Source organism: Actinomyces sp. 2119, assembly GCF_003591215.1.
In the GTDB taxonomy this organism is placed as follows: Bacteria; Actinomycetota; Actinomycetes; order Actinomycetales; family Actinomycetaceae; genus Actinomyces; species Actinomyces lilanjuaniae.
Genome location: NZ_QYRR01000007.1, coordinates 67,611 through 94,356, shown reverse-complemented (window position 1 = coordinate 94,356; position 26,746 = coordinate 67,611). Strand labels below are relative to the sequence as shown.

The window sequence follows — 26,746 nt, the reverse complement described above, 5'->3', positions numbered from 1 at the left end:
ACGGAGGTCTTCGGATCCGCTCGTGAGCCGGGAAGCTGCGTCCTGGGGAGCGTGAAGTCGAACATCGGCCACCTGGAGTCGGCGTCAGGGATCGCGGCCCTCACCAAGATGGTCCTCAGCCTCCGCCACCGAACGCATCTGCCTACCCTGCACGCTGAGCCGGCCAACCCACGCCTCGACCTGGCGAACACCCCGTTCCGGCTGCTCCGGCAGGCCGAGCCGTGGGAGGAGGCGGAGTACCCGCGACGGGCAGGGATCAGCTCTTTCGGTGCAGGCGGGAACAACGTGCACGTTATCCTGGAGGAGCATGCTGAGGCCGTCCCAAGAGTCCCCCGGCCAGCGGTGGAGGACCACCCGGTGGTCGTCCCGCTGTCCGCCCGCTCGCAGGACCGGCTGGGTGCTGTCGCGCGCAGGCTCCGGGCGCATCTTGAGAGCCACCCGGATGTCGCGCTGCCCGACGTCGCCCTCACCCTGCAGCGGGGACGTGAGGCCATGGAGCACCGCTGCGCCTTCGTGGTCCGCAGTGTTCTGGAGTTGGTGCGGCTCCTGCCCCGGCCAGAGGGGGAGGACGGCGCCGCAGAGCCGCCCCAGGGCATCCAGGGGCGTAGCCGGGAGCTGGAGCCACAAGCCCTGGAGCGTGTCGAGCGCTGGGTCGACGGGCAGCGGATCGAGTGGTCCCAGGTGTGGTACCCGGCGACGCAGGTTGAGCGTGCCAGGACCGTCACCCTGCCCACCTACCCCTTCCTCCGTCGACGCTGCTGGGTGGATGAGGCCCCGCCTGCCGTCACGTCCTCGGCCGGTCGTCGCCTCGACCGGCTGCGGATCCGTCTGGTCCCGCCACAGGAGGAGTCCCTGGCCCGTGTGCTCGTCCCCGTGGACGCGCCATGGCTCACTGACCACTCGTTCAAAGGCCAGCCTCTGGTCCCAGGCAGCGTGCTCCTGGGCATCCTCGACGACGCGGTCAGGTCTCTGGGCGAGGCGTCGAGGAGCGGACCAGGTCTCACAGGCCTCACAGGCCTCAGCCGGGTGACGCTGCTCGCGCCAGTGCGGACGACCGCCCCCGACCAGGACCTGCACCTGGAGGTGCGGAGGCAGGGGAGCGGCCCGGGTGCCGACTACGAGCTCGTGTGGGCGGACGACCTCAGCGGAGCGCCATTGGGCACCGCCGTGGTCGGAGACGTAGCGCCCCTGAAGGACGAGGACACTGCGACCGTGCGGGCTGGTCGCACTGTGCCTGCGGCCGAGGTCTACCGACGCCTCGGGCAGCAAGGGTGGGAGTACGGCGCCTGCCTGCGTCTCATCTCGTCGGTCGAGGTGGAGGAGGCACGGCTCAGCGTGCGCCTGGCCGACGCGGCAGGTCCCACGCCGGACGTGCTGCTCCTTGACGCGGCGCTGCAGTCTACCGTGCTGCTGCTCCCCGAGACCGGTGCTCCTCTCCCGAGCGTGTTCACCGGTGTCTACCTGTCCGGCCACCAGGCCGAGACCGCAGTCGCGACTGTGCGGCGACTGCGCACAGGCGGCGGCAGCCACACCTTCGCGGTGGTCGTCCGTGGGAGCGACGGCCAGGTCCTCGCCTCCGTCAGGGAGGTGACGTTGATGGAGCAGACCTCCTCAGAGGTGCACGTCTACGCCCCCCGCTGGGTCGCCGAGCCGCTTCACAAGGGCTCCGACCACGGGGAACGCGTGGCTGGCTGCGTCCTTCTTGTCGGCACCGAGGCGTGGCGAGCACGGCGAGAGGCAGTGACGGTGGCCCAGGAGCTCGGCACGCCGGTGGTCGTGGTACACGAGGGAGACACCTACCAGCGGCTGGGGACGACAGAGTTCACTGTGCGTCACAACCACCCGGAGGACCAGGAGGAGGTCTTGGAGAGCCTGGTCGCGGAGGGGGTGACCCTGCGGGGGATACTCTGCACGGTCTTCCTTGACACGGCCAGCGACGCAGAAGCGGGGATCGAGCAGGTCCTCGGCTTGTGCACCGTACTGGTGAGACGAGCCTATGAGCTGCGGACAGGGCTCCCGGTAGTGGTGGCGGTGCGCTCAGGTGCGGCTGCAGCCCTGGCTGGGCTCGCGCAGACGGTGCGGCTTGAGCAGCCGGCGGTACGGCTGCGCACGGTCAGGGTCGACGACGCGCCCCAGGCGGATCTGCTCCCGATGCTTGCTGCGGAGCTGGACAACGCTCGCGTCACGGATCATCGTGAGACGCGTCTCGAGCCTGAGCGGGGTCGGCAGGTGCGGGCCTACACGCCGGTCGCCCTCAGTACTGCCCCGGACAACGAGGTGCCACTCGTACGTGAGTCGGCCTCGTACCTGATCACCGGTGGCGCGGGGAGGCTCGGGCTCATTACGGCCCGGTGGCTGCTCGCCCAGCGTGCTGCAGGCAGCCCGATCGGCCTGGTCCTCGTCGGCCGGTCGGAGCTCGGTGCCAGGCGGCAGGCCGATCTTGACGGGCTGAGCACCGGTCCCGAGGTGCAGGTTCGCTACGTGCGCGGCGACGTTGCCGACCCTGCGGTAGCCCAGAAGGCGGTGCGCACCGCTGCCGGGCTGGGCACGCTGCGCGGTGTGATCCACGCCGCAGGAAGTGTTGAGGACGGCCTGATGGCCAGCAGGCCGAGCCCTGCTCTTGGCGCTGTCTGGCGTACTAAGGTGGGCGGGGCACTGGCACTGGTTGAGGCGGTTGGGGACTGTGACTTGGACTACTTCATCTGCTACGGCTCAGCCTCCTCGAGCCTCGGCAGCGTCGGTCAGGCGGAGTACGCCCTGGCCAACCGCTTCCTGACAGAGCTGGCGCTGCACGCACCCCGAGGCGCACGCCTCGGCCGGGTGCTGACAGTGGACTGGCCGCTGTGGCGCGATGGAGGGATGGAGATCCCCTCCGGGCGCGCCGAGAAGGTCCTGGCCTCGGCGGGCCTCCGCCTGCTGGAGACCCAGGAGGCCCTCGGCCTTCTCCCGCAGCTCATGGCCTGCGGGGAGAGCAGCGTGGCGGTGCTCCCCGGTGACGCGGTCCGCCTGGAGAAGCGTCTCGGCCTCGTCGTGTCAGAGGAGCGCCAGGCGGCCGTGGAGGACTCCCGCACTGAGCTGGGTACTGAGCCCGACCCTGCCGCCAGCCCCCCGCCAGCCCCTCGGCCGCAGGGCTGGGAGGACGAGTCGGGTGGCGTCCTCGCCGGGCTGAGGGTCGTGATGGCCCGTCTGCTCAAGATCGACGTGGACGAGCTCGAGCCAGACCTGCGGCTCGACCAGTTCGGCATCGACTCGGTGGTGGTCATGCAGGCTCTTGACGAGGTGGAGGCCCGCTTCGGGGTCACGGCGTCCCCCAGCACGATCCAGGCGCACATGACGCTGCTCGACGTGGCGCAGGAGCTGAGGGGTCTGGGGGCGACCGCCCCTGCGGGCCTGTCCGCGCCTGTGCCGGCACCGCCACCGGACGAGCCGCGGGAGGATCCGGCCGAGCGGCCCTCCTGGCAGACCAGCGGAGACAGCTCGCCCAGGGGGGAGGAGTGTGGGATCGCCGTGATTGCGGTGGCCGGCTGTGCTGGGAGGGCCGGGTCGGTGGCCCGGCTCTGGGACGCTCTGGTCAGTGGCAGCGACGTGCTGGCGCCGGCTCCTGCAGGACACTGGTCCAGGAGCGGCAGCACGAGTTCCTCAGTCGTGCCCGACGGACCAGTGCGTGGAGCGTTCCTGCAGGAGTCAGCGTTCCGCCGCCCGACTCCCTTCGTCGGGCTGCCGGCTGTGATCGACCCGCAGCAGGAGGTGCTGCTGGGGGTGCTGGCTGACCTTGTCGCAGCGTCCGGGTACACGGTGGAGGAGCTGCAGGGCGCACGTACCGGGGTGTTCGTCGGCGCCACGGGAAGCGGCTACGTACGTGAGCAGATACGTGCTGGGGCCACGGCCTCGGCTGACCTCCTTGCGAGTGCGCTGACCAGCATGACCGCCTCCCGGGTCAGCAAGGTGCTGGACCTGCACGGGCCGTGCCAGGTGGTGGACACTGCCTGCTCGTCCTCGCTGGTCGCCGTGCACCACGCCTGCCACAGCATCCTCGCCGGTGAGTGCGACTCGGCGGTGGCGGGAGGGGTGACCCTGCTGCCCGACCCGCTTACCTACGAGCTCATGGGCGCGGCGGGCCTGCTCTCGCGTGCAGGAAGGACGCGGGTCTTCGACCAGGCGGCAGACGGGTACACCCTGGGTGAGGGCGCCGGGCTGGTCATGCTCAAGCGTGCTGACCAGGCCTACGCCGAGGGGGACCAGGTCCTTGCCGTCATCCGCGGGACCGCAGTCAACCACGATGGTCGGTCGCTCGGAGTGAGCGCCCCGAACGCAGAGGTCCAGCGAGCACTCTTCGACCAGGCGCTGGTTGCGGCGTCGGTGAGCGGCGGCTCGATCGGGCACTTGGAGATCAGCGGCAGCGCCAACAGCTTCGCTGACCCCTTGGAGGTCCACGCCGCAGCGCAGGCGCTGGCTCGCACCGACAGCCGACAGCCCTCCTGCGCGATCAGCTGTCTGAAGTCCAGCACAGGGGCGCTGCTGCACGCCAGCGGGGTCCTGGCCCTGATCAAGACGGTGCTGGCGCTGCACACGACCTACCTGCCCGCGAGCATCGGTGTTGAGACGTCGCACCCTCGGTTCGTGTTCGACAGGACACCGTTCCGGCTGCTGACCGAGGGCGAGGACTGGGCGGCAGCGGAGTCCGGACCCCGGCGAGGTGCAGTGTCATCGTTCGGGATCGGTGGGACCAACGCGCTGGCCGTCGTCGAGGAGGCAGACCGGGGGCACCGCCCCCGGCGCGGAGACCCCTGGCTGACGTGGGCGGGGGACGACAGCCGGCCGACGGGCACCTCGGCAGGCCTGCTGGCACAGGTCCTCGACCGCCTTGACCGTGGAGAGCTCTCCGCCCTGCAGGCGGCGCGCGCACTGACGGAGGAACGATGAGCCCGGCACAGTCTTCCAGCAAGGCTCTGCAGTCGATCCTGTCGGCCTACCAGGACGGAGCCCTCGACCGCTCCACGGCCGAGCTGGTCCTCCGACGGCTGCTGGACGACGAGACAGCACGCGTTCCGGCCGGTCGTGGGGCGTCATCCGCAGAGCTCGCTGAGCGTGTCTGGTCTGCCCTCTCCCAGCTGTGTGATCTGCCTCTTATGACCAGTGAGGCCCTTGACGCCCGCTATACGGATCTCGGCGTCTCCTCTGGCGACCTGGTGCACCTGGTCGAGCGGCTGGAGGCGGAGCTGGGCGTGGCCCTGCCCCCTACCGTGCTGTTCGACCACCCGACACCGCGCCGGACAGCGGCCTTCCTCGCGGCCCAGCGAACCCCGCCTGCCGCACGGCAGGAGCCCGGCCAGGACCGTTGGCAGGCCCTGCCGCCGACGTCACTCCCGCCCGGGGCCCAGACCGCCCGGAGCGAGGGCCGAGGCGATGTCGCCGTCATCGGCATGGCGGGACGGTTCCCCGGGGCGGACTCCGTCGACGCGCTGTGGACGGCCCTGCTCTCGGGCACCGACCTCCTCTCGTCCGTGCCGACTGAGCGTTGGGACCACACACGGTTGTGTGAGCAGGCTGCGGCTCAGGGGCAGGCTATGAGCCCACGTGGAGGGTTTCTTCGTGACGTGGACCTGTTTGCGGCTCGTGAGTTCGCTATCTCTCCTCGAGAGGCTGCCACCATGGACCCGCAGGTCAGGCTGCTGCTGGAGGTGACTCGGGCAGCTGCCGAGGACGCTGGTGTCGAGCCCCGCCTCGAAGGGTCGGCCACCGGGATCTTCGCGGGGATTTCCTTCCACGACTACGAGGCGCTCATGGCTCAGGCAGCACGGCCCGTGGGCCCGCACGACGCGACGGGAACGGCGGCCACGATGGCGGCGAACCGTGTGTCCTTCGTGCTCGACCTGCACGGACCCAGCACGACGGTCGACACCGCCTGCTCCTCCTCGTTGGTCGCCGTGCACCACGCGGTCCAGGCCCTGCGGGCTGGCGAGTGCGAGATGGCCTTCGCCGCAGGTACGAACCTGATCCTTGCTCCCCGCCACTACGAGTACCTGGCGACCATGGGGGCGATGTCAGGGAGCGGACGCTGCGACGCGTTCGGGCCTCAGGCAGACGGCTATGTCCCTGCGGAGGCGGTGGCGGCCGTACTGCTCAAGCCTCTGGCTGCGGCGCTGGCTGACGGGGACCCGATCCACGCGGTCATCAAGGGCAGCGCAACCCTCCACGGCGGACGAACTACGTCCCTCACAGCCCCGGCCCCTCAGGCACAGGCTGACCTCCTCCTCCGTGCCTGGGACGACGCGGGGACCGGACCACGGCGGCTCGGCTTCATCGAGGCGCACGGGACAGGGACCGCGCTTGGGGACCCCGTCGAGGTGGACGGGATCCTGGCAGCCTTCGAGGCGCGCGGCGTGGCCGCCACCGACGAGGTGGAGCACACCGGACGTTGCGTGCTGAGCTCGGCCAAGGCGCACCTTGGGCACGCGGAGGCTGCGGCGGGGATCGTAGGCCTGGTCAAGGCGGTCCTGACTCTTGAGCGCGCGCACCTCCCTGCCATGCCCAGCTACCAGGAGGCCAACCCGCTGTGCCGTGTGGACTCCGGCCCCCTCCGTATTGACCGCAGAACCGAGCCCTGGCTCCGTACCGGCCCCAGGCCGAGGCAGGGCGCTGTCAGCGCCTTCGGCTTCGGAGGTACGGGTGCCCACGTCGTGCTCGAGGAGGCGCCCGACCGGCTCCGAGCGTCCGGAGACCGGCCATGGCCCGCTCCGCTCTCGGCTGAGGACCCCGGGACGCTGACTGCCTGGGCGGGCGCCATCCTTGAGCGGCTGGGAGGTGCGGCGGCACCGGTGCCGGTGGAGGAGGTGGCTGCCCAGCTGTGCCTCGGGTTCGAGCCACAGGCCCACCGTGCGGTGATCGTGGCGTCGGAGCCCGCAGAGCTTCTTGAAGGCCTTGAGCGCATCGCCTGCGGTGAGCTCGAGGCACCTGAGCCGGACGACCAGGTGCTGCGGGAGACTTGCCAGCAGTGGCTGTCAGGAGAGTCCCCCGACTGGGCGGCTCTGTGGCCAGGGCGGGTCCCGCCCCGGACAGCGCTGCCGGGAAGGCCGATGCGCCGTGAGCGGTACTGGTTCGAGCCTGTGCGCCCTGCTGGGCCTGCCGCCCTGGACGAGGCCGGGAGGCCCGCCGACACGGTGCCTGCAGCCGCTGCCACTGCCGCTGGTGCGAAGGCCCCGGTGAGGCTGCACCATCTCCCGACCTGGGCTGACGCCCCTGTCAGGGAGGACGCGGACCTGCCCGACGGCCTTGTGGTCCTGGCAGGCGGGAGGGCCTCGCTGGCGCAGGCTGACGCGCTGGCCGCCCGGAGCGTCGGGGGCAGGCGTGTTCTCTGGGACGACGGAGATGCTCGCGGGGAGGCGGCGCTGGCCGAGCTCAGGACGGTCCTGGGCTCGGCCAGCGTGGTCTGCCTGGCGGCGCCAGTGGGCACGGGCCTCCGGACGCCGCAGGAGGTCCGGGAGGCGCTGGGCCTGCACGGCGACTTTCTGGCGGGTGCTGTCACCGCCTGGCGGGCTGTGGCGTCGGCGCCGAGCAGCACCCTGCGCGTGGTCTCGCTCGCCGAGCCGCACGACCCGGTCGCTGCGGCGACGGCGGGGATGGCACGCTCCAGTGTTGCCTGGGACCACCGGATCGGCTGGTCCTGTGTCCGGCTCCCCGAGGACCTGGTGGACACTGCACTGCCCGGGCTGGTCGCGGCCGAGCTGGCGGCGGTGGACCTGGGGACCGTGCACGAGGTGCGGCACGGCCTCAACGGTCGGCAGCGTCTGACGTGGGCGCTCTCTGCGGCCTCCGACAACGTCCAGGGCTTCCGCGTCGGCGGCCGGTACCTGGTCACCGGGGGGGCGGGCAGGATCGGCCGAGCCCTGGGCGAGCACCTCGCGGCTCGTTACGGTGCCCGACTGGTCCTCACTGGACGCAGCGCCAAGTCAGCGGGGCTGGAGGAGCACCTGCGTGCCGTCGAACGGTGCGGAGGAGAAGCCGTCTACCTGCGTGCCGACGTGGCGAGCCGAGAGGACATGACAGGAGCCGTGGCGCTGGCCCGGGCACGGTTCGGCGGCCTTGACGGTGTCATCCACCTGGCTGGTGGGCTTGTTGAGGCCTCGCTTGATCGGCGAGCGGAGCACGATCTCGACCCTGTGGTCCTTCCCAAGGTCGTCGGTGTCATGGTCCTCGACGAGGTGACCCGGGAGGAGCCGCTCGAGCTCTTCGTGGCGGCAGGCTCGATGGCTGGTGTGATCGGTACCCCGCTGCTCGCCGACTACTCCACGGCTAACAGGTTCCTGGACGCCTTCATGGACGAGCGCTGCCAGCAGGTGGCCACCGGCACGCGCTCGGGCGCGTCACTGGTTCTTGACCTGCCCTTCTGGCGCGACGGCGGGCTGCCGATGCCAGCATCGACAGCCCGGACGATCATGGACGCCACGGGGATGGTTCCTCTCAGTCGTGCCGACGGGGCGGAGTTGTTCGACGAGGCGGTCGGTGTCGCGGCAGCAGCCGGGGCGAACCGGGTTGCCAGCGCGCTGGGGGACCCGGTGAGGACTCCCGTGGCGATCGGGGCAGAGCCTGCTGACGGACTAGCGAGGGTGCCAGAGGCCTTAGGTACGGGTCCCGACGACCCCACCGGGTTCCTGATGGCTGGTCTTCGCCAACGAGTGGCCTCCGTGCTGTGTCTTCCGGTCCCTCCGGGCCCCGACGAGAACCTGACCCTGCTCGGGTTTGACTCCGTCACGGTGCACGAGCTGGTCCGTGACGTGGGCACATGGCTGGGGGTCGAGCTCGATACTGCGACCTTCTTCGAGCACCAGACCCTCGGCTCGCTCGTAGAGCACCTGGAGGAGGCATATCCGGCCAAGGTCAGCCAGGTGGCCGAGGAGCTGCTCACGCCGGTGGCTGCGTCCTCGCCCGCGCAGGCACCGTCACAGGCGCCGGGCGCCGAGAGCCCCACCAGCCAGGTGGTCCCGCCCAGCGGGTCCGCCACGCACGTGACTGATGCTGCGGCCACGCTGGCCCCGGCAGCGATTATCGGCATGGCGGGCCACCTGCCTGGCGCGGACTCGTTGCAGGAGTTCTGGGACGGCCTGCTCCTCGGCCGCGACGCGGTGGGAAGTTTTCCCACGGATCGACTGCCCTGGCCTGAGGAGTTCGGTCCGGCGCCGCAAGGCGCGTTCCTACGGTCGGTGAGCGACTTCGACCCAGACTTCTTCCAGGTGACGCGGCATGAGGCTGCAGTGATGGACCCGCAGCAGCGGCTCGTGCTGATGACTGCCCACGAGGCGCTCGTTGACGCCGCAGTACCGTACGGTGCCCTGGCAGGGACCCGCACCGGGGTGTTCGTCGGAATGTCAAACGTGGACCACGCTGACGTGCTGCGTGAGGCGGGCCTTGCTGGGGACGCGCAGTCCGTGGCCGGTCTTGCACATGGCATGTTGGCTAACCGACTCTCCTATCACCTGGACCTGTGCGGTCCGAGCGAGACGGTTGACACCGCCTGCTCGAGCTCGCTTGTCGCCCTGCACCGCGCGGTCCAGGCGCTGCGCGTCGGCGAGTGCGACACGGCGATCGTAGCCGGTGTCAACGTCCTGACGAGCCCGTTTCCCTTCCGGGCCTGCGCGCAGGCGGGGATGCTCTCGCCCACCGGCCACTGCCACACGTTCGGCGCTGACGCTGACGGCTATGTGCGTGGTGAGGGCGTGGTGGTCATGGTCCTGCGGCTCCAGGACTTCGCTGCTGCGGCAGGTGACCCGGTCCGTGCCCTGATCCGGCAGGTCGAGACCCGCCATCACGGGCACTCCCACGGTCTTACCGTGCCGGACCCCGTCTCCCAGGCCGAGCTCATCACCTCGGTGTACCGCAGCGCAGGGGTCGATCCACGCACGGTAGGACTGGTGGAGGCGCACGGGACGGGAACACCGGTTGGGGATCCCATTGAGGTCAACGGGCTGCTGCGTGCCTTTGCCGAGCTGGGTGCGTCCGAGGGAGCACCATGGTGCGGGCTGGGGTCGGTTAAGTCAGCCATCGGTCACCTGGAGGCGGCCGCTGGCCTGGTCGGGGTGGCCAAGGCTGTGCTGGCGACAGAGGCAGGGGTGCGACCAGCCACGCTGCACGCTGACCCGCTGAACCAGCAGGTGCACCTGGACAGCTCGCCGTTCTTCCTCCTGCGCGAGGCCTCTCCGTGGCCCCGGCCGGTTGTCGGTAGCGGCTCTGCGCCGCGCCGGGCGGCTGTGAGCGCCTTTGGGTTCGGCGGTGTCAACGCCCACGTCCTGGTGGAGGAGGCGGCACCTTGTGCTGAGGCGGCGGTCCCGGCTGCCGGGCAGCCTTCGGCTCTGCTCGTCTCCGCCCGCTCGGTGGCGAGGCTCAAGGCCTACGCCGAGCGGCTGGCGAGGTGTCTCGAGGGGCGCCCTGAGACCAGCCTCCTGGATGTGGCTGCCACCCTGGCCGCTGGGCGGACCCACGAGGCGCAGCGACGCGTGGTGCTGGCGACGAGCCTGGCCCAGGCCTGCACCAGGCTGCGCGAGCTGGCCGCCAGCGGGGAGCAGCACGAGCTCGACGGCCCGGAGGAGCTTCTTCGGGACCTGCGTCGCTGGGAGGCCGGGGGGCCAGCCGCTGACAGGATCGCAGGGCCTGGTAGACGTGTCGCTCTGCCTGGCTGCCCGTTCGAGCTGGAGCGGTGCTGGCCCGAGACTGCGACCCCGCCGTCTTCGGACAGGTCCCTCGTAGTGCCAGGCGGGCAGCCAGGAGCGGTGTCCTGCGAGCGCCGTGACCGGGTGCGCCAGGCTCTGCGCGCCCTGTTTGCGGGCTACCTCCGGCTGCCGGTCACGCGTGTGGCGACCGACCGGCAGTTCGACCACCTGAATCTGGACTCACTCGGAGTACGGCAGGTGACGAGGCTCCTGGAGCACCACCTAGGGCCACTGCCGTCCACTCTGCTGTATGAGCGGGGGACCATTGACGCCCTGGCGGAGGCCCTGAGCGAGCTTCGCCCCCAGGAGGTCGACGTGTGGGCCAGCCAGCAGGAGGCGTCTCCTGCTGCCGACACGCTCACGCCCATGGAGGTGGAGCCCGACATGACTCCGCCTCCGGTCTCAGACGGTCCTGGGTGCGCGAGCGGTCGGGAGCCGGTCGCCGTCGTGGGAATGGCAGGTATGTTTCCGGGAGCGCCGGATACCAGTGCCCTCTGGCAGCGCCTTATGGAGGGGGCGGACCTGGTGACGCGTCGCTCCACCCCGCTGGACCGGTCCGAGCCGGGTCTGGTGGAGGGGAAGGCGACTCGAGGCGGCGGGTTCGTCGACGACATCGACGCCTTCGATGCCAGGTACTTTGGCATCAGCCCGCTTGAGGCTGAGCTGATGGACCCCCAGCACCGCCTCTTCCTGCAGGTGGCGGCGAGCAGCATCGAGGACGCCGGGTACGCGCTGTCTGCCCTTCGTGGCTCACGGACAGGGGTGTTTGCCGGTGTCTCTGTCGCGGAGTACCACGCTCTGGTCGTTCAGGCCGGGAGGAGCCACGACCCCTACGCCGCGACCGGCAGCTCCCACGCGGTACTGGCTAACCGTGTATCCTTCCTGCTGGACCTCCACGGACCCAGCGAGTCCGTGGACACCGCGTGCTCGAGCTCACTGACGGCTGTCCACCGAGCGGTCCGGTGCCTGCAGGCGGGGGACTGCGACGCGGCGATCGCAGGAGGCGTGAACCTCCTCCTCTCCGATGACCTCTTTGCGGCGTTCGAGAACAGCGGGTTTCTCTCGCCGACCGCCCGCTGCCAGTCCTTCGGCGCTGGTGCAGACGGCTATGTGCGCAGCGAGGGGGCGGTGGCCGTCCTGCTCAAGAGACTGTGCCGCGCCGAACAGGATGGTGACAACATCGTCGGTGTGATCCGAGGCTCCGGGGTCAACCACGGAGGGCGCGTTCGGTCCCTCTCCGTGCCGAGTCCCCGTGCGCAGGCGGCACTGATTACTGAGGTGTACCAGCGGGCTGACGTCTCGCCCAGTACCGTCACCTACGTCGAGGCGCACGGAACGGGGACCCAGATGGGTGACCCGATCGAGTTGGCGGGACTGCGGGAGGCCTTTGCCCGAGGAGCTGGCGGGGAGGAGGAGAAAGGCGTGCCCTGGTGCGGTCTCGGCTCTGTGAAGTCCAACCTCGGTCACATGGAGTCGGCTGCTGGGGCCGCCGGGCTGGTCAAGGTGCTGCTGGCCATGCGCCACGGAGTCCTCCCCGCGTCGCTGCACCTGTCGGAGGTCAACCCGCAGCTGGACCTGGAGGGAGGCCCGTTCTGGCTGGTAGATCGCCGCCGACCGTGGACCCGTCTGGTCGACTCCTCGGGACATCTGCTTCCACGGCGCGCAGGGCTGAGCTCCTTCGGGTTCGGCGGATCGAACGCGCACCTCCTGCTTGAGGAGTACATGACGCAGTCCAGGTGCGAGCCAGGCCCGGACGATCCCCATGACCTGCGGGACGAGCTGCTTGTCCTGTCGGCAGCATCCGAGGAGCAGCTCCAGCGCCTGGTGACCGCGCTGCTGGACCGGCTTGACGCAATGATGGCCAACCCGGAGGAGAAAGGGGTCCCGTTGAGGGACGTCGCCTACACCCTCCAGGTCGGCCGGGACGCGCACCGGCACCGGCTGGCGCTGAGGGCGAGCGACGTTCGTGCGGGGGCGGACCTGCTCAGGGCCTATCTCACCGGCGACGCAGAAGGGCTTCCAGTCTGGTCTGGGACAGCGGCGCCCGGCTCAGGCCCGGTTATCGGCCCCGATGAGAGTGTGGCCGCTGTGGCCCGCGGATGGGTGGCGGGTGCTGAGGTCTCCTGGGAGCGCCCGCAGGGCACGGTACGGCGCCGTGTCTCCCTGCCGACCTATCCCTTCGCCAGGGACCGCTACTGGGTGTCCGTGGACGAGGACGACGACGAGGTCGTGCAGCTGCTGGCACGGCTCGAGTCGGGCGAGATGAGCATCGCCGAGGTCGAGGAACAGCTCGAGCAGGGGCAGGAGGACGGACGATGACTGGAGAAGCAGTGGCAGACACAGCAGGAGTCGGGAGACAGCGGCAGATCCTGCAGGCGGTGCGAGACGGCAGGATGTCCAGCCGTGCGGCCGCAGCCGCTCTGAAGGCGCTCTACTCGGACGCGCCAGCACGACAGGACGTGTTGCACAGCACGACGTCGGTGGGATGGTTCTCGCCCCGGTGGCAGGCCAGCCCGCCAGCCCCTGCTGCCCCGGGGAACCGGACCAGCGTGATCGTTGCCGGGCTCGACCACCGCCCGGAGAGGCTGGGGGGTGGGTACCACGTTGTGGATCCTCCCCTGCTGGACACGGGGTCGGGCGGAGGCTACGGCGTCCTGGCCTGGGCCCGGTGGTGGTCCGAGGCGCTTGGCGCGGCGCCGCTCACGGACCCCGGGCACCGGTGCCTGGTTGTGCTGGATGGTAGTCGCCTGCACGGGAGCGAGAGCATTGCCTGTGCTGCTGGACTGGTCCGCACGCTCTGCGTAGACGGAGGGCAGGCTGACAACCAGGTGGTCTGGGTCTGCTCAGGGCCGGGCTGGTCGGTGCGTGCGTGCGCGGTGGCCGCCTACGGGCAGATCGCCCGGGCGGAGGAGGGTCGACTGTCCTGGACCTCAGTCGGCGTGGGTGAGCACGTGGGGGACGACGAGGCGGTGCGAGTCGCGGAGCGCGAGCTCGGCACAGCCTCTCCGGGCAGTGCCGAGGTCCGCTACGTCGACGGCCACCGAACTGTGAAGGTACTGGAGGAGACTGCCTGCCCTGAGCCGCGTCCTGCCGAGGAGGTGTTCCGCGATGAGAGCACCTGGCTGGTCTCCGGGGGCGCAGGAGGCCTGGGACGCTTGGTGTCCGCCGACCTGGCACGCCGGTGCCGAGCACGTCTGGTGCTGGTAGGACGGCGGCCGGCTGACCAGGGCGTCCTGGACTTCTGCCAGGATCTGGAGGCACTCGGCGGGCGGGCCTTCTATGCCCGCGCGGACATGACTGACCCGGACGCCGTGCGTTGCGCTGTCGAGGAGGCGGTCCAGCGGTTCGGGCCGCTGCGCAACGTGCTCCACCTGGCAGGAAGTTCGTCGGCCAGCCTCGTCCGCAGCGTGGATGACGACGTGCTCCGGAGGAGCTGGGCGGCCAAGGCCGAGGGCGCGGTCACGCTCGACGAGGCGACGCGGGACCAGCCCCTTGAGCGGTTCGTGCTCTTCTCCTCCTCGAGCGCCTACCTTGGCGCACCAGGCCAGGCGCCCTACGCTGCCGTGAGTCGGGCGCTGGGTGAACTCGCCCACCTGCGGGAGGAGGAGGTGCGTGCCGGGCGCCGCCAGGGCAGGACGCAGTCCCTCATCTGGCCCTTCTGGGAGGACGGCGGGATGCCCCTTGACGACTGGAACCGCGACCACCTCCGGGAGGTTACCGGGCTGGTCCCGCTGAGGACGCAGAGCGGGCTGGACGCCATGGAGGCCGCTCTCGCCTCACCCGTGGTGGAGCCCTGCCCTGTGGTGGGGGACCTGACACGTTTCCGCGAGTTCCTGCACACCCACCTGGGGACGGCGGTGACGACGGCCCCCAGCCCCAGGGGCAGTGGTGTTCCCCAGGAAGGGGCTGGCAGTGGCGATGCGGTCTCCTGGCTGGTGGGGCTCGTCGAGCAGACTGGGCGGTTCCCCAAGGGTGCGGTGGACCCGGACACGCCATTTGAGCTACTGGGAGTCGACTCGCTCATGGTGCGCCGCCTCGGGGCGGCCATGGAACCACGCCTGGGGCCCCAGCCTGCCTCCCTGTTCTACGAGCACCGGAGCATCAGGTCGCTGGCGGAGCAGCTGTCCGCAGACCATCCGGATGCCTTCGGCGGTGTCTCCTCTCCGGGCACGCTCGCCGACACGGCGACGGTACAGGAGCAGAGGCACGGGGCCAGTGAGGAGGGCATCGCAATCATCGGTATGGCCGGTCGTTTTCCCGGTGCTCAGGATATCGACGAGCTGTGGGCGCACCTGCTGGCTGGGAGCGACCTTGTCACGGAAGTGCCTGATGACAGGTGGGACGCCGACCGATGGTACTCACCGCGACCGGGGACCCCTGGCAGGACTAATAGCAGGTGGGGCGGGTTCCTGGAGGGCGTGGCTGACTTCGACCCACTGTTCTTCGGGATGTCGCCGCGTGAGGCCACGCTCATCGACCCGCAGGAGCGTCTCTTTCTTGAGACTGCCTGGCACGCCCTTGAGGACGCCGCCTGCTCACCGAGCATGCTGCGGAGCTGCTCCCGCGTGGAGGGCGAGCACCGGGTCGGGGTCTTCGCCGCAGTCACGTCGGGACAGTACCAGCTGCTCGGGATCGAGCAGTGGGGCCGGGGACAGATGACCTCACCGACGTCGTCCTACTGGTCGGTGGCCAACCGGGTCTCCTACCTGCTGGACCTGCACGGGCCGAGCATGACTATCGACACCGCGTGCTCCTCCTCGCTGGTCGCGCTGCACGAGGCCTGCGAGAGCATCCGTCGTGGAGAGTCCATGGTGGCTATCACGGGTGGCGTCAACCTGTCGCTGCACCCGGCGAAGTATGTCGCCCTGGCCCAGCACAGGTTCCTGTCCTCCGACGGACGGTGCCGGGCCTTCGGTGAGGGCGGGGACGGGTACGTGCCCGGGGAGGGGGCCGTGGTCCTGGTTCTCAAGCCGCTCGCCGCCGCACGGCGTGACGGCGACCCCGTCCGGGCGGTCATCAGGTCGACTGCGGTTAACCACGGCGGTCGGACCAACGGTTACACCGTGCCGGGGCCCGGGGCGCAGAGCGCTGTGGTGTCGCAGGCGCTCGACCGTGCGGGGGTCGACCGGGCGGCCGTGTCGTACGTGGAGGCTCACGGCACGGGAACTGCCCTCGGCGATCCCATCGAGATCGAGGGCCTGGAACGAGCCTTCGCTCGCGAGGCTGGTCCCCACGGCTGTGCCATCGGGTCTGTCAAGTCGAATATCGGGCACCTTGAGGCGGCTGCGGGGGTGGCCGGGGTTGTCAAGTGTGTGCTCCAGATGCAGCACTGCACGCTGGTGCCCACGCTCCACTGCGAGCCAGCCAGCACCAGCATCGACTGGGCCCGCTCACCGTTCCGCCCGCAGCGCGGTGTGGAGCCATGGCGCTCGCCCGACGATGGGCCGCTCCTGGCCACTGTGAGTTCTTTCGGCGCTGGCGGAACGAACGCCTGCCTGGTCCTGGAGTCCCCCGAGGAGGACGCTGAACCTGGGAGTGAGTCGCCGCAGGGTGCGGAGGTGGTCCTGCTATCGGCCCGCACCGAGACTGACCTGCGGCGCCTGGCCCTCAGGCTGCGCGACAACCTGGCCGGACGAGCGGCACGGCTACGCCTTCCGGACGTCGCCTGGACCCTGGGTGCCGGGCGGGAGTCTCTTGCGGTACGGGCTGCTGTCCGGGCGGAGACGATCAGTGTGCTCCTTGACCGGCTCGCCCAGCTGGCTGACGGCGCTGAGCTAGGCAGGGAGCACCAGGTACGTGCACTGGCAGGCGACCCCAGGGCGGCTGCCGTGGACTCCTGGCTGGGCGGCGCCACGCCGGACCTGAGCTCCTTGTTCGATGACGGTGCCCGTGCCCGCCGGATCCACCTGCCAGGCTACCCCTTCCAGGGGGAACGCTACTGGGTCGGGGAGGACCTGCCTGTCAGGGGGACTGCGACGCCAGGCCCGGGTGAGGGAAGAAGGGTCACCTACCATCCTGAGGACACGCTGGTGGCTCAGCACCGGGTCAGGGGGCAGCGTGTCGTCCCAGCCGCAGCCCACCTCCTTGCGATGGTTGACACGGCGGGGACGGGAGCGTGGGCCGTTGAGCGCCTGCAGCTGCGCAGCCCCCTGCTACTTGCTGAGGACGGGCCGAGCCAGGTCATGGTGGCTGCCATGGACGATGGCCGACTCCAGATCACCTCGGCAGCCACCAGTGGGGCTGCCACGGTGCACGCCGTCGGCCGGGTCGTTCCTGCCGCACTCCCACAGGGCGATGTGCCTGACCTTCTGGACCGCGCCCGGGGTCGCTGCAGCCGGGTACTTGAACCAGAGACGATCTACGCCCAGGCAGATCGGCAGGGGCTGCACCTGGGCCCCGTGTACCAGGGAGTAACAGAGTTCCGGGTCTCGGAGGATGGGGACGAGGCCCTGGCTACCGTCATGCCGCGCGTCGGCTCCGACCCGGCGGGGCCGGACAGCACCTGGTGGATGCCAGCACCGTGGCTGGACAGCATGATGCATCCTCTGCTCGCACTGGCCCAGGACGGGGCGGCTCCCCTGGTCCCCCAGGCGGTCGAGCGCGTCACGTTGTCGCGCAGGCCGCACGGCGCCGCATCGGTGCACGCCCGTGTGCGGTCCAGGCTCCACGGGGACCGCGGCGCCTTGTGCGACGTCACGGTCTCCGACTCAGAGGGTCTGTGTGTCGCCTTCGAGGGTCTTCTGGCGGTGCGGATCCCGGAAGTCTCAGGCGGTGGCGGTCGCGGGTGGGAGGACTCCGGTGACGTGGCGTCGGACCAGTGCAGCCGGAGCGCTCCGGGACCGTCGACCTCCAGACTGCTGGTGCCGTGTCTTTTCCCCCGCTGGGTGGTGTGCGACGCGACGGGCGCCGAGCCGGCGGGACGGGCAGTCGTCCTCACGGTGGAGGAGGACTTCGGGCTTGGAGACGTGTTGACGCGGCATCACCGTGCGGGCCTGGCAGCGCGCCTCGTGCTGCGAGAGTCAGAGTCGCTGGGCCGTGCTGACCTCGACCAGCTTGTAGCCGGGGTGCGGCCGGGCGACACGGTCTACCTCCTCACCGGCCTGGCCCGACGCCGCTACGCCGGGGATGATCCTGAGGACGCCATGGCCTGCCAGGACCACACGGTCCTGCTCATGGTGCGGCTCTGCCAGGCGCTCACGGAGATGCCGGGAAGAGGCCGGGGAATCCGGCTGGTGGTCGTGACCAACGACGTGCAGCAGCTGGATGCCGAGACGGCGTGGAATCCCTTTGCCGGGGGCCTGCTCGGCCTCACCCGCGTGGCAGCCTCGGAGCTTCCCGGGGTGGTGTTCGCCTCCGTGGACGTGAGCGCCACCGACTTGTCGAGCGCCGGGGGTGCTGCCTCTGTCGCCAGTACAGTGGCGCGGTTGTCACCCGTGGCCTCGGGTGATGAGCACGTCGTCTGTGCGGGCGTGCTACTGCGCAAGCAGTATGACGCAGCGGTGATGCCAGCGGGCTACCGCGCCTCCGAGGTCTTCTCCACTGGGGGGACCTACCTGGTGGTCGGCGGTGCCGGCGGCCTGGGTATGGCCGTGGCACAGATGCTGGTCGAGCAGTGTCTGGCGCAGGTGTACCTGGTTGGACGCCGCCCTGTCGAGGCTCTGGCGCCCGCTGTGCGTGCCGCGCTGGACGCGAGTCCCCGGCTCGTCTACGTGCAGGGCGATGTCACCAACGAGTCTGACATGCGCTCGGCGGTGGAACTGGCAGCCGGTGCTGGCCGACGGCTCGATGGTGTCATCCACGCCGCTTTCGTCATGGGTGACGGCGTGATCGCTGGCCTGACCCAGAAGGATCTGTCCAAGGTGATGGCTCCCAAGGTGGCGGGGGCGGTGGCGCTGCACCGCGCGCTGTGGGACGTCGAGGTCGACCGGCTTGTGTTCTTCTCCTCGGCGGTCTCCTTCACCGGAGCCCGTGGGCAGGGAGCGTACGCGGCGGCGTCGAGCTTTATGGACACCTATGCGCGCTACCTGGCGGCCCGGTGGGGCCGCCAGGTGTCCGTGCTCGACTGGGGATTCTGGGGGGAGGTCGGAGCCGTGGCGACCGAGGAGTACCGTGCTCGCATGGCGGACCAGGGGGTAGCCGGTCTCACGACTGCCGAGGGTCTTGCCGCCCTGACGGCAGCCGTGGGCACACGGCTGCGACAGGTCGCGCCCTTCCGCGCAGCCTCGCTCACGCCGCGGTGGCAGGTGGGACTGGGGTCCGACAGCGGCTCGCGGTCCGCGCTCAGTAAGGATCTTGCCCGCTTCATGCATGAGGTAGAGCCGCTTGATGACGCTGACGCGCTCGACGAGCTGGAGGAGGTGGCCCACCGTGCCCTGGTGGTGCACACAGACCTGCTGGGCATACCCGACGAGGGGGAGGAGCCGGAGCAGACCGCTCAGCGTCTGAGGGTGGTGGCCGCGTACCGCCCGCTGCTTGACGCCGTGATCGACATCCTGGTCCGCCGAGGCTACGTCGAGGCAGGTGCCGATGGTGTCCTGCGCGTGACTGACCGAGGCCGACGGACCCGCTCAGCAGCGGAGCCGCTCCAGCTGGCGCTGGACAGGCTGCAGAGCCGACGTCCCGGGACCGCAGCCTACGTGACCCTGGTTGACCGGTGTACCCGGGCGCTGCTGGACGTGCTGGCCGGCACGGTGCGCGGCAACGCGGTGCTCTTCCCCGCAGGATCTGACCGGCTTGTCGCGGCGGTCTACCAGGGGAACCGACGGGCAGACTACTTCAGCTCGGTGGTGGTGGAGGCGGTACGGTCGCTCGTCACCCGTACGCGACGTCCCCTGCGCCTGATCGAGGTGGGTGCGGGCACGGGAGGGACGACGGACCATCTCCTTGACGGGCTTGTCGACGTGGCAGCCTCGGTTGAGCGGTACGACGTCACCGACATCTCACCGGCCCTGGCGCGTGGTGCCGCCTCGCGCTATCGGAACCACCTCGTCGACGTGACCACGGGTGTGCTGGACATTGAGCGCCCGCCTGCTGATCAGGGCTACTCGTCGGGCAGCTACGACGTGGTCGTGGCTACGAACGTCTTGCACGCCACGCGGGACATGGCGACCACGCTGGCGCATACGGCTGAGCTCCTCCGTCCTGGCGGGATCCTCCTCGTCAACGAGGCCACTCGGGTCCGAGACTTCATGACCCTGGTCTTCGGCCTGACCGACGGCTGGTGGCTCGCCACGGACCGCGAGCTGCGCATCCCCTACTCACCGCTGCTGGAACCAGGCGCCTGGCGTGCTGCGGCGGTCGGAGCCGGGTTTGCCCGCATCGAGCTGGTCGGTGTGCAGGACAAGGTGGGGACCATGGAAGAGGCGATGGGCCAGATGGTCCTGGTCGCTGAGCGTGGTCCGTGGCTGGCTCTCGACCCGGAGCACCCGGCGAGGCTGCTGGGCGGAGGAGACCCGTCCTGGGAGGAGGACATGTCTGGCTCGGATCGGCTGACGGACGAGCCCGCGTCGGACCGCACCGCTTCTCCGCCGGTCCCCGTGCCGGCCTCCGCACCCTCACAGGCTGCCCCTCAGGCTCTCGTGGACGAGCTGGGGGAGGTCTACGCCGTGGTCCTCGGGCTTCGCGGGGAAAAGATTGATCCTCACCAGCGGCTCTCGGCGTACGGATGTGACTCGGTCGCTTCTCTTGAGGTGCTCGACCGGCTGGAGGAGCGGTTCGGGGCCATTGCGCCGGAGGCGGTGCTCGGCGCTGAGACCCTTGCCGGGCTGGCCACCGCCCTGTCCGCTGAGTTCGCGCCCAGCGCCCTGGACGAGGACCGGCCTGGGGACGACACCCTGGGCGACGCCGATGGTCCTGGACCGGGCTTGGGGAGCCTCGTGCTCGGGAGCGCGGACACGCGAGCGGTTCCTTCGCCCGTGCCGGGGAAGAGGCGTCCCGCCCTGGGGAGCGAGGCGGGCACTGGCGACGTCGTCTCCGAGATCGCCGTCATTGGGATGGCCGGACGCTACCCGGCGGCGAAGGGGCTGTCGCAGTGGTGGCAGAACCTGCTGGCCGGGCGACGGACCATCGGCCCGGTTCCGGCGTCCCGGTGGTCGGCCGACGTGCTGTCTGAGCACCCGTCGGCGCGGTGGGGCGGCTTCTTGGAGGGCATCGACCAGTTCGACTCGCTGCTGCTAGGGATATCCCCCCGCGAGGCGGCGGCGATGGACCCCCAGGCGCGGCTCCTCCTGGAGAACGTGTGGGAGTTGCTTGACGACGCCGGGTATCCCCGGAGCCGTGCCAACGCGGTGTCCCACGCTGCTCGGGCAGCCGGTGTCGGGACGTTTGTCGGCGCCATGGACAACCCCTACGAGGCGCTCGTAGCGCAGGAGTGGGGTCGGGGGAACCAGGTGCTCGCTGGGTCAGGATCGTGGGGCATCGCTAACCGCGTATCCTTCGCCTTCGGTTTTGACGGTCCGAGCATCACCGTGGACTCGGCCTGCTCCTCCTCGGCGACGGCCATCCACCTCGCTTGCGAGAGCCTGCGGAGGGGCGAGTGCGGCATGGCGGTGGTGGGAGGAGTCAACCTCATCCTCCATCCCGGGCACCACCTCGGGCTGGCCCAGGGGGGCATGCTGTCCGAGGACGGGCGGCCGCAGCCCTTCTCCGAGACCGCTGACGGGACGGTTACCTCCGAAGGGGTGGGGTCGCTGCTGCTGCGTCCGCTGGCGGACGCCCTGAGGGACGGGGACCGCGTGCTCGGTTGTGTCCTGGCGTCGACGATGGCAAGCAACGGTGCTCGCGAGAGCTACCTCTCCCCGAGCGCCGCTGCTGAGGCGGCCCAGCTCCGGGCCACGCTTCGTGCCGCTGGTGCCAGTCCCCGTGACATCGGGTACGTGGAGGCCCAGGCGATGGGCTCCAGGCTCGGGGACGAGGCCGAGGCCAGCGCCCTGCGTGCTGTCATCGGTGGTGCCTCGGACGCGGACTGCCGTGTGGGCACTATGAAGGGGCTGCTCGGCCACCTCGAGGCCGCCTCAGGGGTCGCCCAGGTGACCAAGGTCCTCCTCCAGATGCAGCACGGGACCATCGCGCCATCGGTGGAGGCTCATGATCCGTTCCTGCACGATCCTGATGCGCGCCTTCGTGTCGTCACGGAGCAAGAACCGTGGAGCAGGCCGCGCCCCGGCCGGTGCCTGGCCCTCGTAGACTCCTTTGGGGCGGGCGGAGCAAATACGCAGCTTCTCCTGTCCGAGCCTCCAGCACGCCCGGTGACCACTGCTACGCGCTTGCAGGTCGGACAGCTGCCGTTTCTCCTCTCGGCGCGACGGCCCGCCCAGCTCCAGCAGGTTGTCGAGCGCCTGGTTGATGCCCTGGCCGATCCCGCAGCCGAGCACGAGCCCCAGGACGTGGCCTACACGCTGTTCTGTGGGCGCGAGCCGTTGAGCCACCGTCTGGCCGTGGTCGCCACAGGCCTGCGAGAGCTGCAGACTGCCCTGCGCAGCTGGCTGGCTGAGCCGGCTCAAGAAGTCCCTGGTCTGTACTCGGCCGCAGCCCCTGGGCCGCCGGGCGCTTTGCTGAGCCCGGCCGAGGAGGCCGCCTCCTTGTGGATCCGGGGTGAGACCCCGCAGTGGGAGAGCCTGGGCGTCACGGGTGCCCGGATGACCACGTTGCCCAGTTACCCGTTCGCCCCGGTGCGGCACTGGTTTCAGGCCGTGGCCGCGTCTGCGCCCGAGTCTGTCAGCCTGGATCAGCCAGAGGAGGCCGAGGCTGTGTCGCACCCGGTGCCTTCCCCTCCCGTTGCGAGCGAGTCCTCCGACGGCCCCACTGACAAGGACTGGAGCCGACCGGTGCGTGCAGCTCTGGCCGACGTGCTGCAGATCGGCCTTGACGAGATCGAGGACACGGACTCGATCAGCGACTTTGGGCTCGACTCGGTGTCGGTCGTCGCGCTGACTGATCTCCTGCGCTCCGAGCACGGTGCCAGCCTGATGGCCTCGGACTTCTACGAGGCGCGTACCGTGGCAGACCTCGCGGACCTCGTCCGGGGGTGGCGCGAGCGGCCAGACGAGGCTCGCCGCGACAGGCCTGGGCCCGCTCAGACGCACGTTGCCGCGCGGGTCGCAGGCTGCTCCTCTGCCCAGCCTGAGGAGGGCCTCGTGGCGATCATCGGTATGTCCGCCCGCCTCCCCGGTGGACGGGATGTCGCAGGGTACTGGCGCGCGACCCTGGCCGGCAGGGTAGAGACCCAGTCGCTGCCCGCCTGGCGCTGCGGGGCAGCACCAGGCGGCAGTCCAGGTGCGGGGCTTCACCTGGGTACTTTCATCGACGCGGTTGATGAGTTTGACGCACGGTTCTTCGGCATCTCCCCGCGTGAGGCGCGGCTGATGGATCCGCAGCACCGCCTCTTCCTCCAGACCGTCTGGCACACTATCGAGGATGCTGGCTACGATCCGGCGGGGCTGGCCGGGAGCCCAACCGGCATCTTCGTCGGGGTGGCTGGCACGGAGTACGGGCAGCTCCTTCAGTCCCAGGGCGCGGACAGCGACGGCCAGCTGGTCACGGGCAACGTTCACAGCGTGCTGGCGAACCGCATCTCCTTCCTGCTTGACCTTCGAGGGCCGTCCGAGCCAGTGGACACCGCCTGCTCGAGCTCGCTGGTGGCTGTGCACCGGGCGGTGCGGGCGATCCGCTCGGGCGAGTGCGCCATGGCAGTCGCCGGCGGGGTGAACGTGCTGCTGACCACATCCGGTTTTGAGGCGTTCGCTTCCTCAGGGATGCTCGCGCCTGACGGGAGGTGCAAGACCTTCGACAGTCGTGCCGACGGCTATGTCCGGGGTGAGGGCGTGGGAGCGGTGCTGCTCAAGCCGCTGCGCGCCGCGCAGGAGGACGGCGACCACGTCTACGCCGTCATCCGTGGAACTGCAGTCGGGCACGGGGGGCGCGCTGCCTCGCTCAGCGCCCCGCAGCCCGCGTCACAGGCTGACGTCATTGTGCGGGCCTGGGAGGAGGCGGGTGTCCAGGAGGGGCCGCAGTACATTGAGGCCCACGGTACCGGTACCCGACTTGGGGACCCGGTCGAGGTGTCTGGCCTGACGATGGCGGCTGAACGGCTGCGCGCAGGAGGCATGCGCATGGGACGGTGCGGGCTGAGCACGGGGAAGACCGGTATCGGCCACCTAGAGACGGCGGCGGGCATCGCTGGCCTGGTCCGCGCGGTCCTTGCCCTTCAGCACAGGATCATTCCTCCGCTAGCGGGGCTGCAGCGGGTCAACGAGCTCATTGACCTGAGCGGGACCCCGTTCACTCTGGTGGCAGAGCCCCAGTGCTGGGAGGCGCCGACCGGGCAGGACCGTTCCCCTGCTCCCCGGCGTGCCGGGGTCAGCTCTTTCGGTTTCGGGGGCGTCAACGCCCACGTCGCCCTGGAGGAGGCTCCGCTGGCCCCGGCCCTAGGGCCTGTGTCTGCGGGGCCCTCGGACAACGTGGTGGTCATCTCCGGACGTGACGAGCGTGAGCTGCGTGAGACGGTGCTGGCGCTGGCGGATCTGCTTGGGCCAGTGGGCTCGGGCCGCGACCTGGCTCTTCACGACGTGGCGTTCACTCTGCAGGAGGGACGTGCTGAGTACGACCACCGGCTCGCCGTGGTGGCAGCGGACGTTTCCAGCCTGGCCCGCAGGCTGTACGGCTGGCTCGAGGGACAGACTCACGAGTCGGTGCGTCACGGCACGCTTGAGACCGTGAGAGCCGACGGTGAGGAAAACGGTGAGGAAGCCGGCCAGGCCCCGTCTGAGGAGCCTCTGACCTCCAGCGTCCTTGCAGACCGCTGGGTCTGCGGACGGCACGTCAACTGGGACCTGGGCAGGCGTGCCGGGAGCAGACGGGTCAGCCTTCCCGGACACGCTTTCGCCCGGGACTCCCACTGGCTGGTTCAGGGGGCGGCAGCCCTGCCAGCGCCTGTAGCGCCGTCGGATCAGGGCACTGGCGCGTCCGCAACGCTGTCTCGCGGCGATGGGGGGCAGGGTCCTGCCCCTGTGCTGGTGGAAGAATCTCCTGTCCTAGCCAGGGACGCCTCCGACCCGCAGTCGGCCGGGGAGGTGGAGTCCCCGGCAGGAGGGAGGGCCGACCTGGTCCGGCAGTTCCGCCGGATCATCGTGGACCACCTCGAGACACCCCTTGAGGCTGTCAGCGAGGCTGACGACCTTCGGGACCTCGGCCTCGACTCGATCGCAGGGCTTCGGATCATGCAGGTGGTACAGGCGCAGTTCGGGAAGGACATCTCGATGCTGTCCATCATCGAGCACCCGACCATCGAGGGCTTCGTGGACATGGTGCTCCTGCCCCGGTGTGAGGACACGACCATCCCACCCGGTGTCACGGTGCCGGTTCCGGAAGCGGCAGCCGTGGGCAGCGGGCCCCGGTCGGCCGACACCACGAAGGAGCCCGTGGCCCCGGTGTACCGTCTGGCCGCCGGGCAGGACCCCGACGGGCCACGACTGTTCTGCCTCCCAGGCGAGACCGGCGAGCTGACCTGGGCACTGGCTCTGCTTGAGGACGAGTCAGGGCGCATGCTCTCGGGGGGCTCTGTTCTCGGGGTCGAGTCCTCGACCTTCCGATCAGGCCCTGACGACGCCCAGCCGTCCCGGACCATCGCGGTGCGTGCGGACGAGTGCGTCCGCAGCATCATCACTGAGACGGGAGAGGCACCGGTTCGCCTGATGGCCTCGGGGCGGGCGGCTGTACTGGGTATCGAGGTCACACGGCGGCTTGCGGACGCAGGGGTTCAGGTAGCGGAGCTCGTGCTGGCCGAGCCGCTGGTGGAGCCGGAGGCCGAGACGACGGGTGAGAACGATCTGGCCGCAGTGGTGCGCAGCCTCGCGCGCGACTGGCAGGTCGACCTCGGACGTCTGGCCGAGGGCCAGGTGGCCGACATCAGCCAGGCGCTTTCTACGGGGCGTTGTGGTATGGGACCTGAGTCCATCGCCCTCTGGGTGGAGCGGGCAGCGTGGGAGCGAGGCTCTCTTGTCACCGCCGTGGCCAACTGGCCGATCCCTCCTCTGGTCGGTGCGGCAGCCACGGTCACAGTCTGGGGCAGTGCCACGGGGCTCGAGCGGCTGGTGGTGCCACCGCCGCGCGAGGAGCCCGCACCGCGCAGGTCGCGGGTGAGCTCTTTGCCCACCGCACCACCGGTCAGCGCGGTCCCTATCAACCCACGTGGCGAGCTCAGGCCGAGCTTCTGGTGCCACAGCCTGCTCGGTGACGTCAGCTACGCGCTGCACCTGTCCCAGAACCTGGGGGGTGCGCACCCGCTGTTCGGCCTCGAGCAGTTCCACCTGGACGGCAGCGCCCGGACATTCGACTGCCTGGAGGACCTGGCAGCCTCACACATCCTGGCGATGCGGGAGGTAGACCCCACTGGGCCCTACCGGATCGGTGGCTATTCAATGGGCGGCATCCTCGCCTTCGAGTGCGCCCGGCAGCTTGTCGAGACCGGAGCCGAGGTGCGTTCCCTGGCTCTGATCGATCCGATCATGCCGAACACTGCCGCGTGGCACGCCATTGAGACGGAGAACATTGAGGACTATGACTTCGACCTGGTGGCACTGGTGCTGATCGCGAACGCGCTCGGTGAGCGCTGGGAGGTGCAGGGGCGTATCTCCCACGGGCAGCTTACCGGTATGGAGCCGCAGGCCAGGACTGAGATCGTCTCCCGTTATCTTCACGCTGGTGCCTCGAAGGAGCGCACCCTGGAGGAGGTCAGGGACCTCGTGAAGGCCAATCACAGGGTTATCACGCAGAACAACGCCGCGCTCGAGAGGTATCTACCGCGTGCGCTGGGGACACGTGTGCCGACCCTCATGTTACGCGCGTCACAGGGCCAGGTCGGGCCGGACAATCCCAATCAGATGCCCGTCGTCGGACGCCTACGCGAGGACCCGTCCAATGGGCTCGCCCCTTATCTGGGCGGAGCCCTGACCATCAAGGACGTGGATGCTGACCACTTCACCATCTGTGATCAGCAGCATATTGCCGAGGTCGCGCGAGCCGTCAAGAGTTTTTGGCTCCGTTGA

At 70.0% G+C, this 26,746-nt stretch carries 3 protein-coding genes (1 of these 3 running past the window's edge); all 3 read left to right on the top strand.

All coding sequences use genetic code 11. The features are described from left to right. Tightly spaced (each overlapping or abutting the next), the 3 genes in view from D4740_RS09705 to D4740_RS09695 form a layout consistent with a single transcriptional unit that may run on beyond the window. A protein-coding gene (locus D4740_RS09705; RefSeq protein WP_182911391.1) for a beta-ketoacyl synthase N-terminal-like domain-containing protein crosses the window boundary here: on the top strand, positions 1-4,923 show its 3' portion. 2,238 nt of this gene lie to the left of the window's left edge; the window shows 4,923 of its 7,161 coding nt (coding positions 2,239-7,161); its start codon lies beyond the left edge, outside the window; the stop codon is at positions 4,921-4,923. Further along, complete coding sequence (locus D4740_RS09700; protein WP_119836748.1) at positions 4,920-13,022, top strand: SDR family NAD(P)-dependent oxidoreductase; 8,103 nt, start codon at positions 4,920-4,922, stop codon at positions 13,020-13,022. The genes D4740_RS09705 and D4740_RS09700 overlap by 4 nt, the downstream gene beginning before the upstream one ends. Next, complete coding sequence (locus D4740_RS09695; RefSeq protein ID WP_119836747.1) at positions 13,019-26,746, top strand: SDR family NAD(P)-dependent oxidoreductase; 13,728 nt, start codon at positions 13,019-13,021, stop codon at positions 26,744-26,746. Before D4740_RS09700 ends, D4740_RS09695 begins: the two co-directional genes overlap by 4 nt.

Excerpts from the sequence above, each read along its gene's own strand:
- D4740_RS09700 (WP_119836748.1), top strand. The coding sequence starts at position 4,920 with ATGAGCCCGGCACAGTCTTCCAGCAAGGCTCTGCAGTCGATCCTGTCG.
- D4740_RS09695 (WP_119836747.1), top strand. The coding sequence starts at position 13,019 with ATGACTGGAGAAGCAGTGGCAGACACAGCAGGAGTCGGGAGACAGCGG.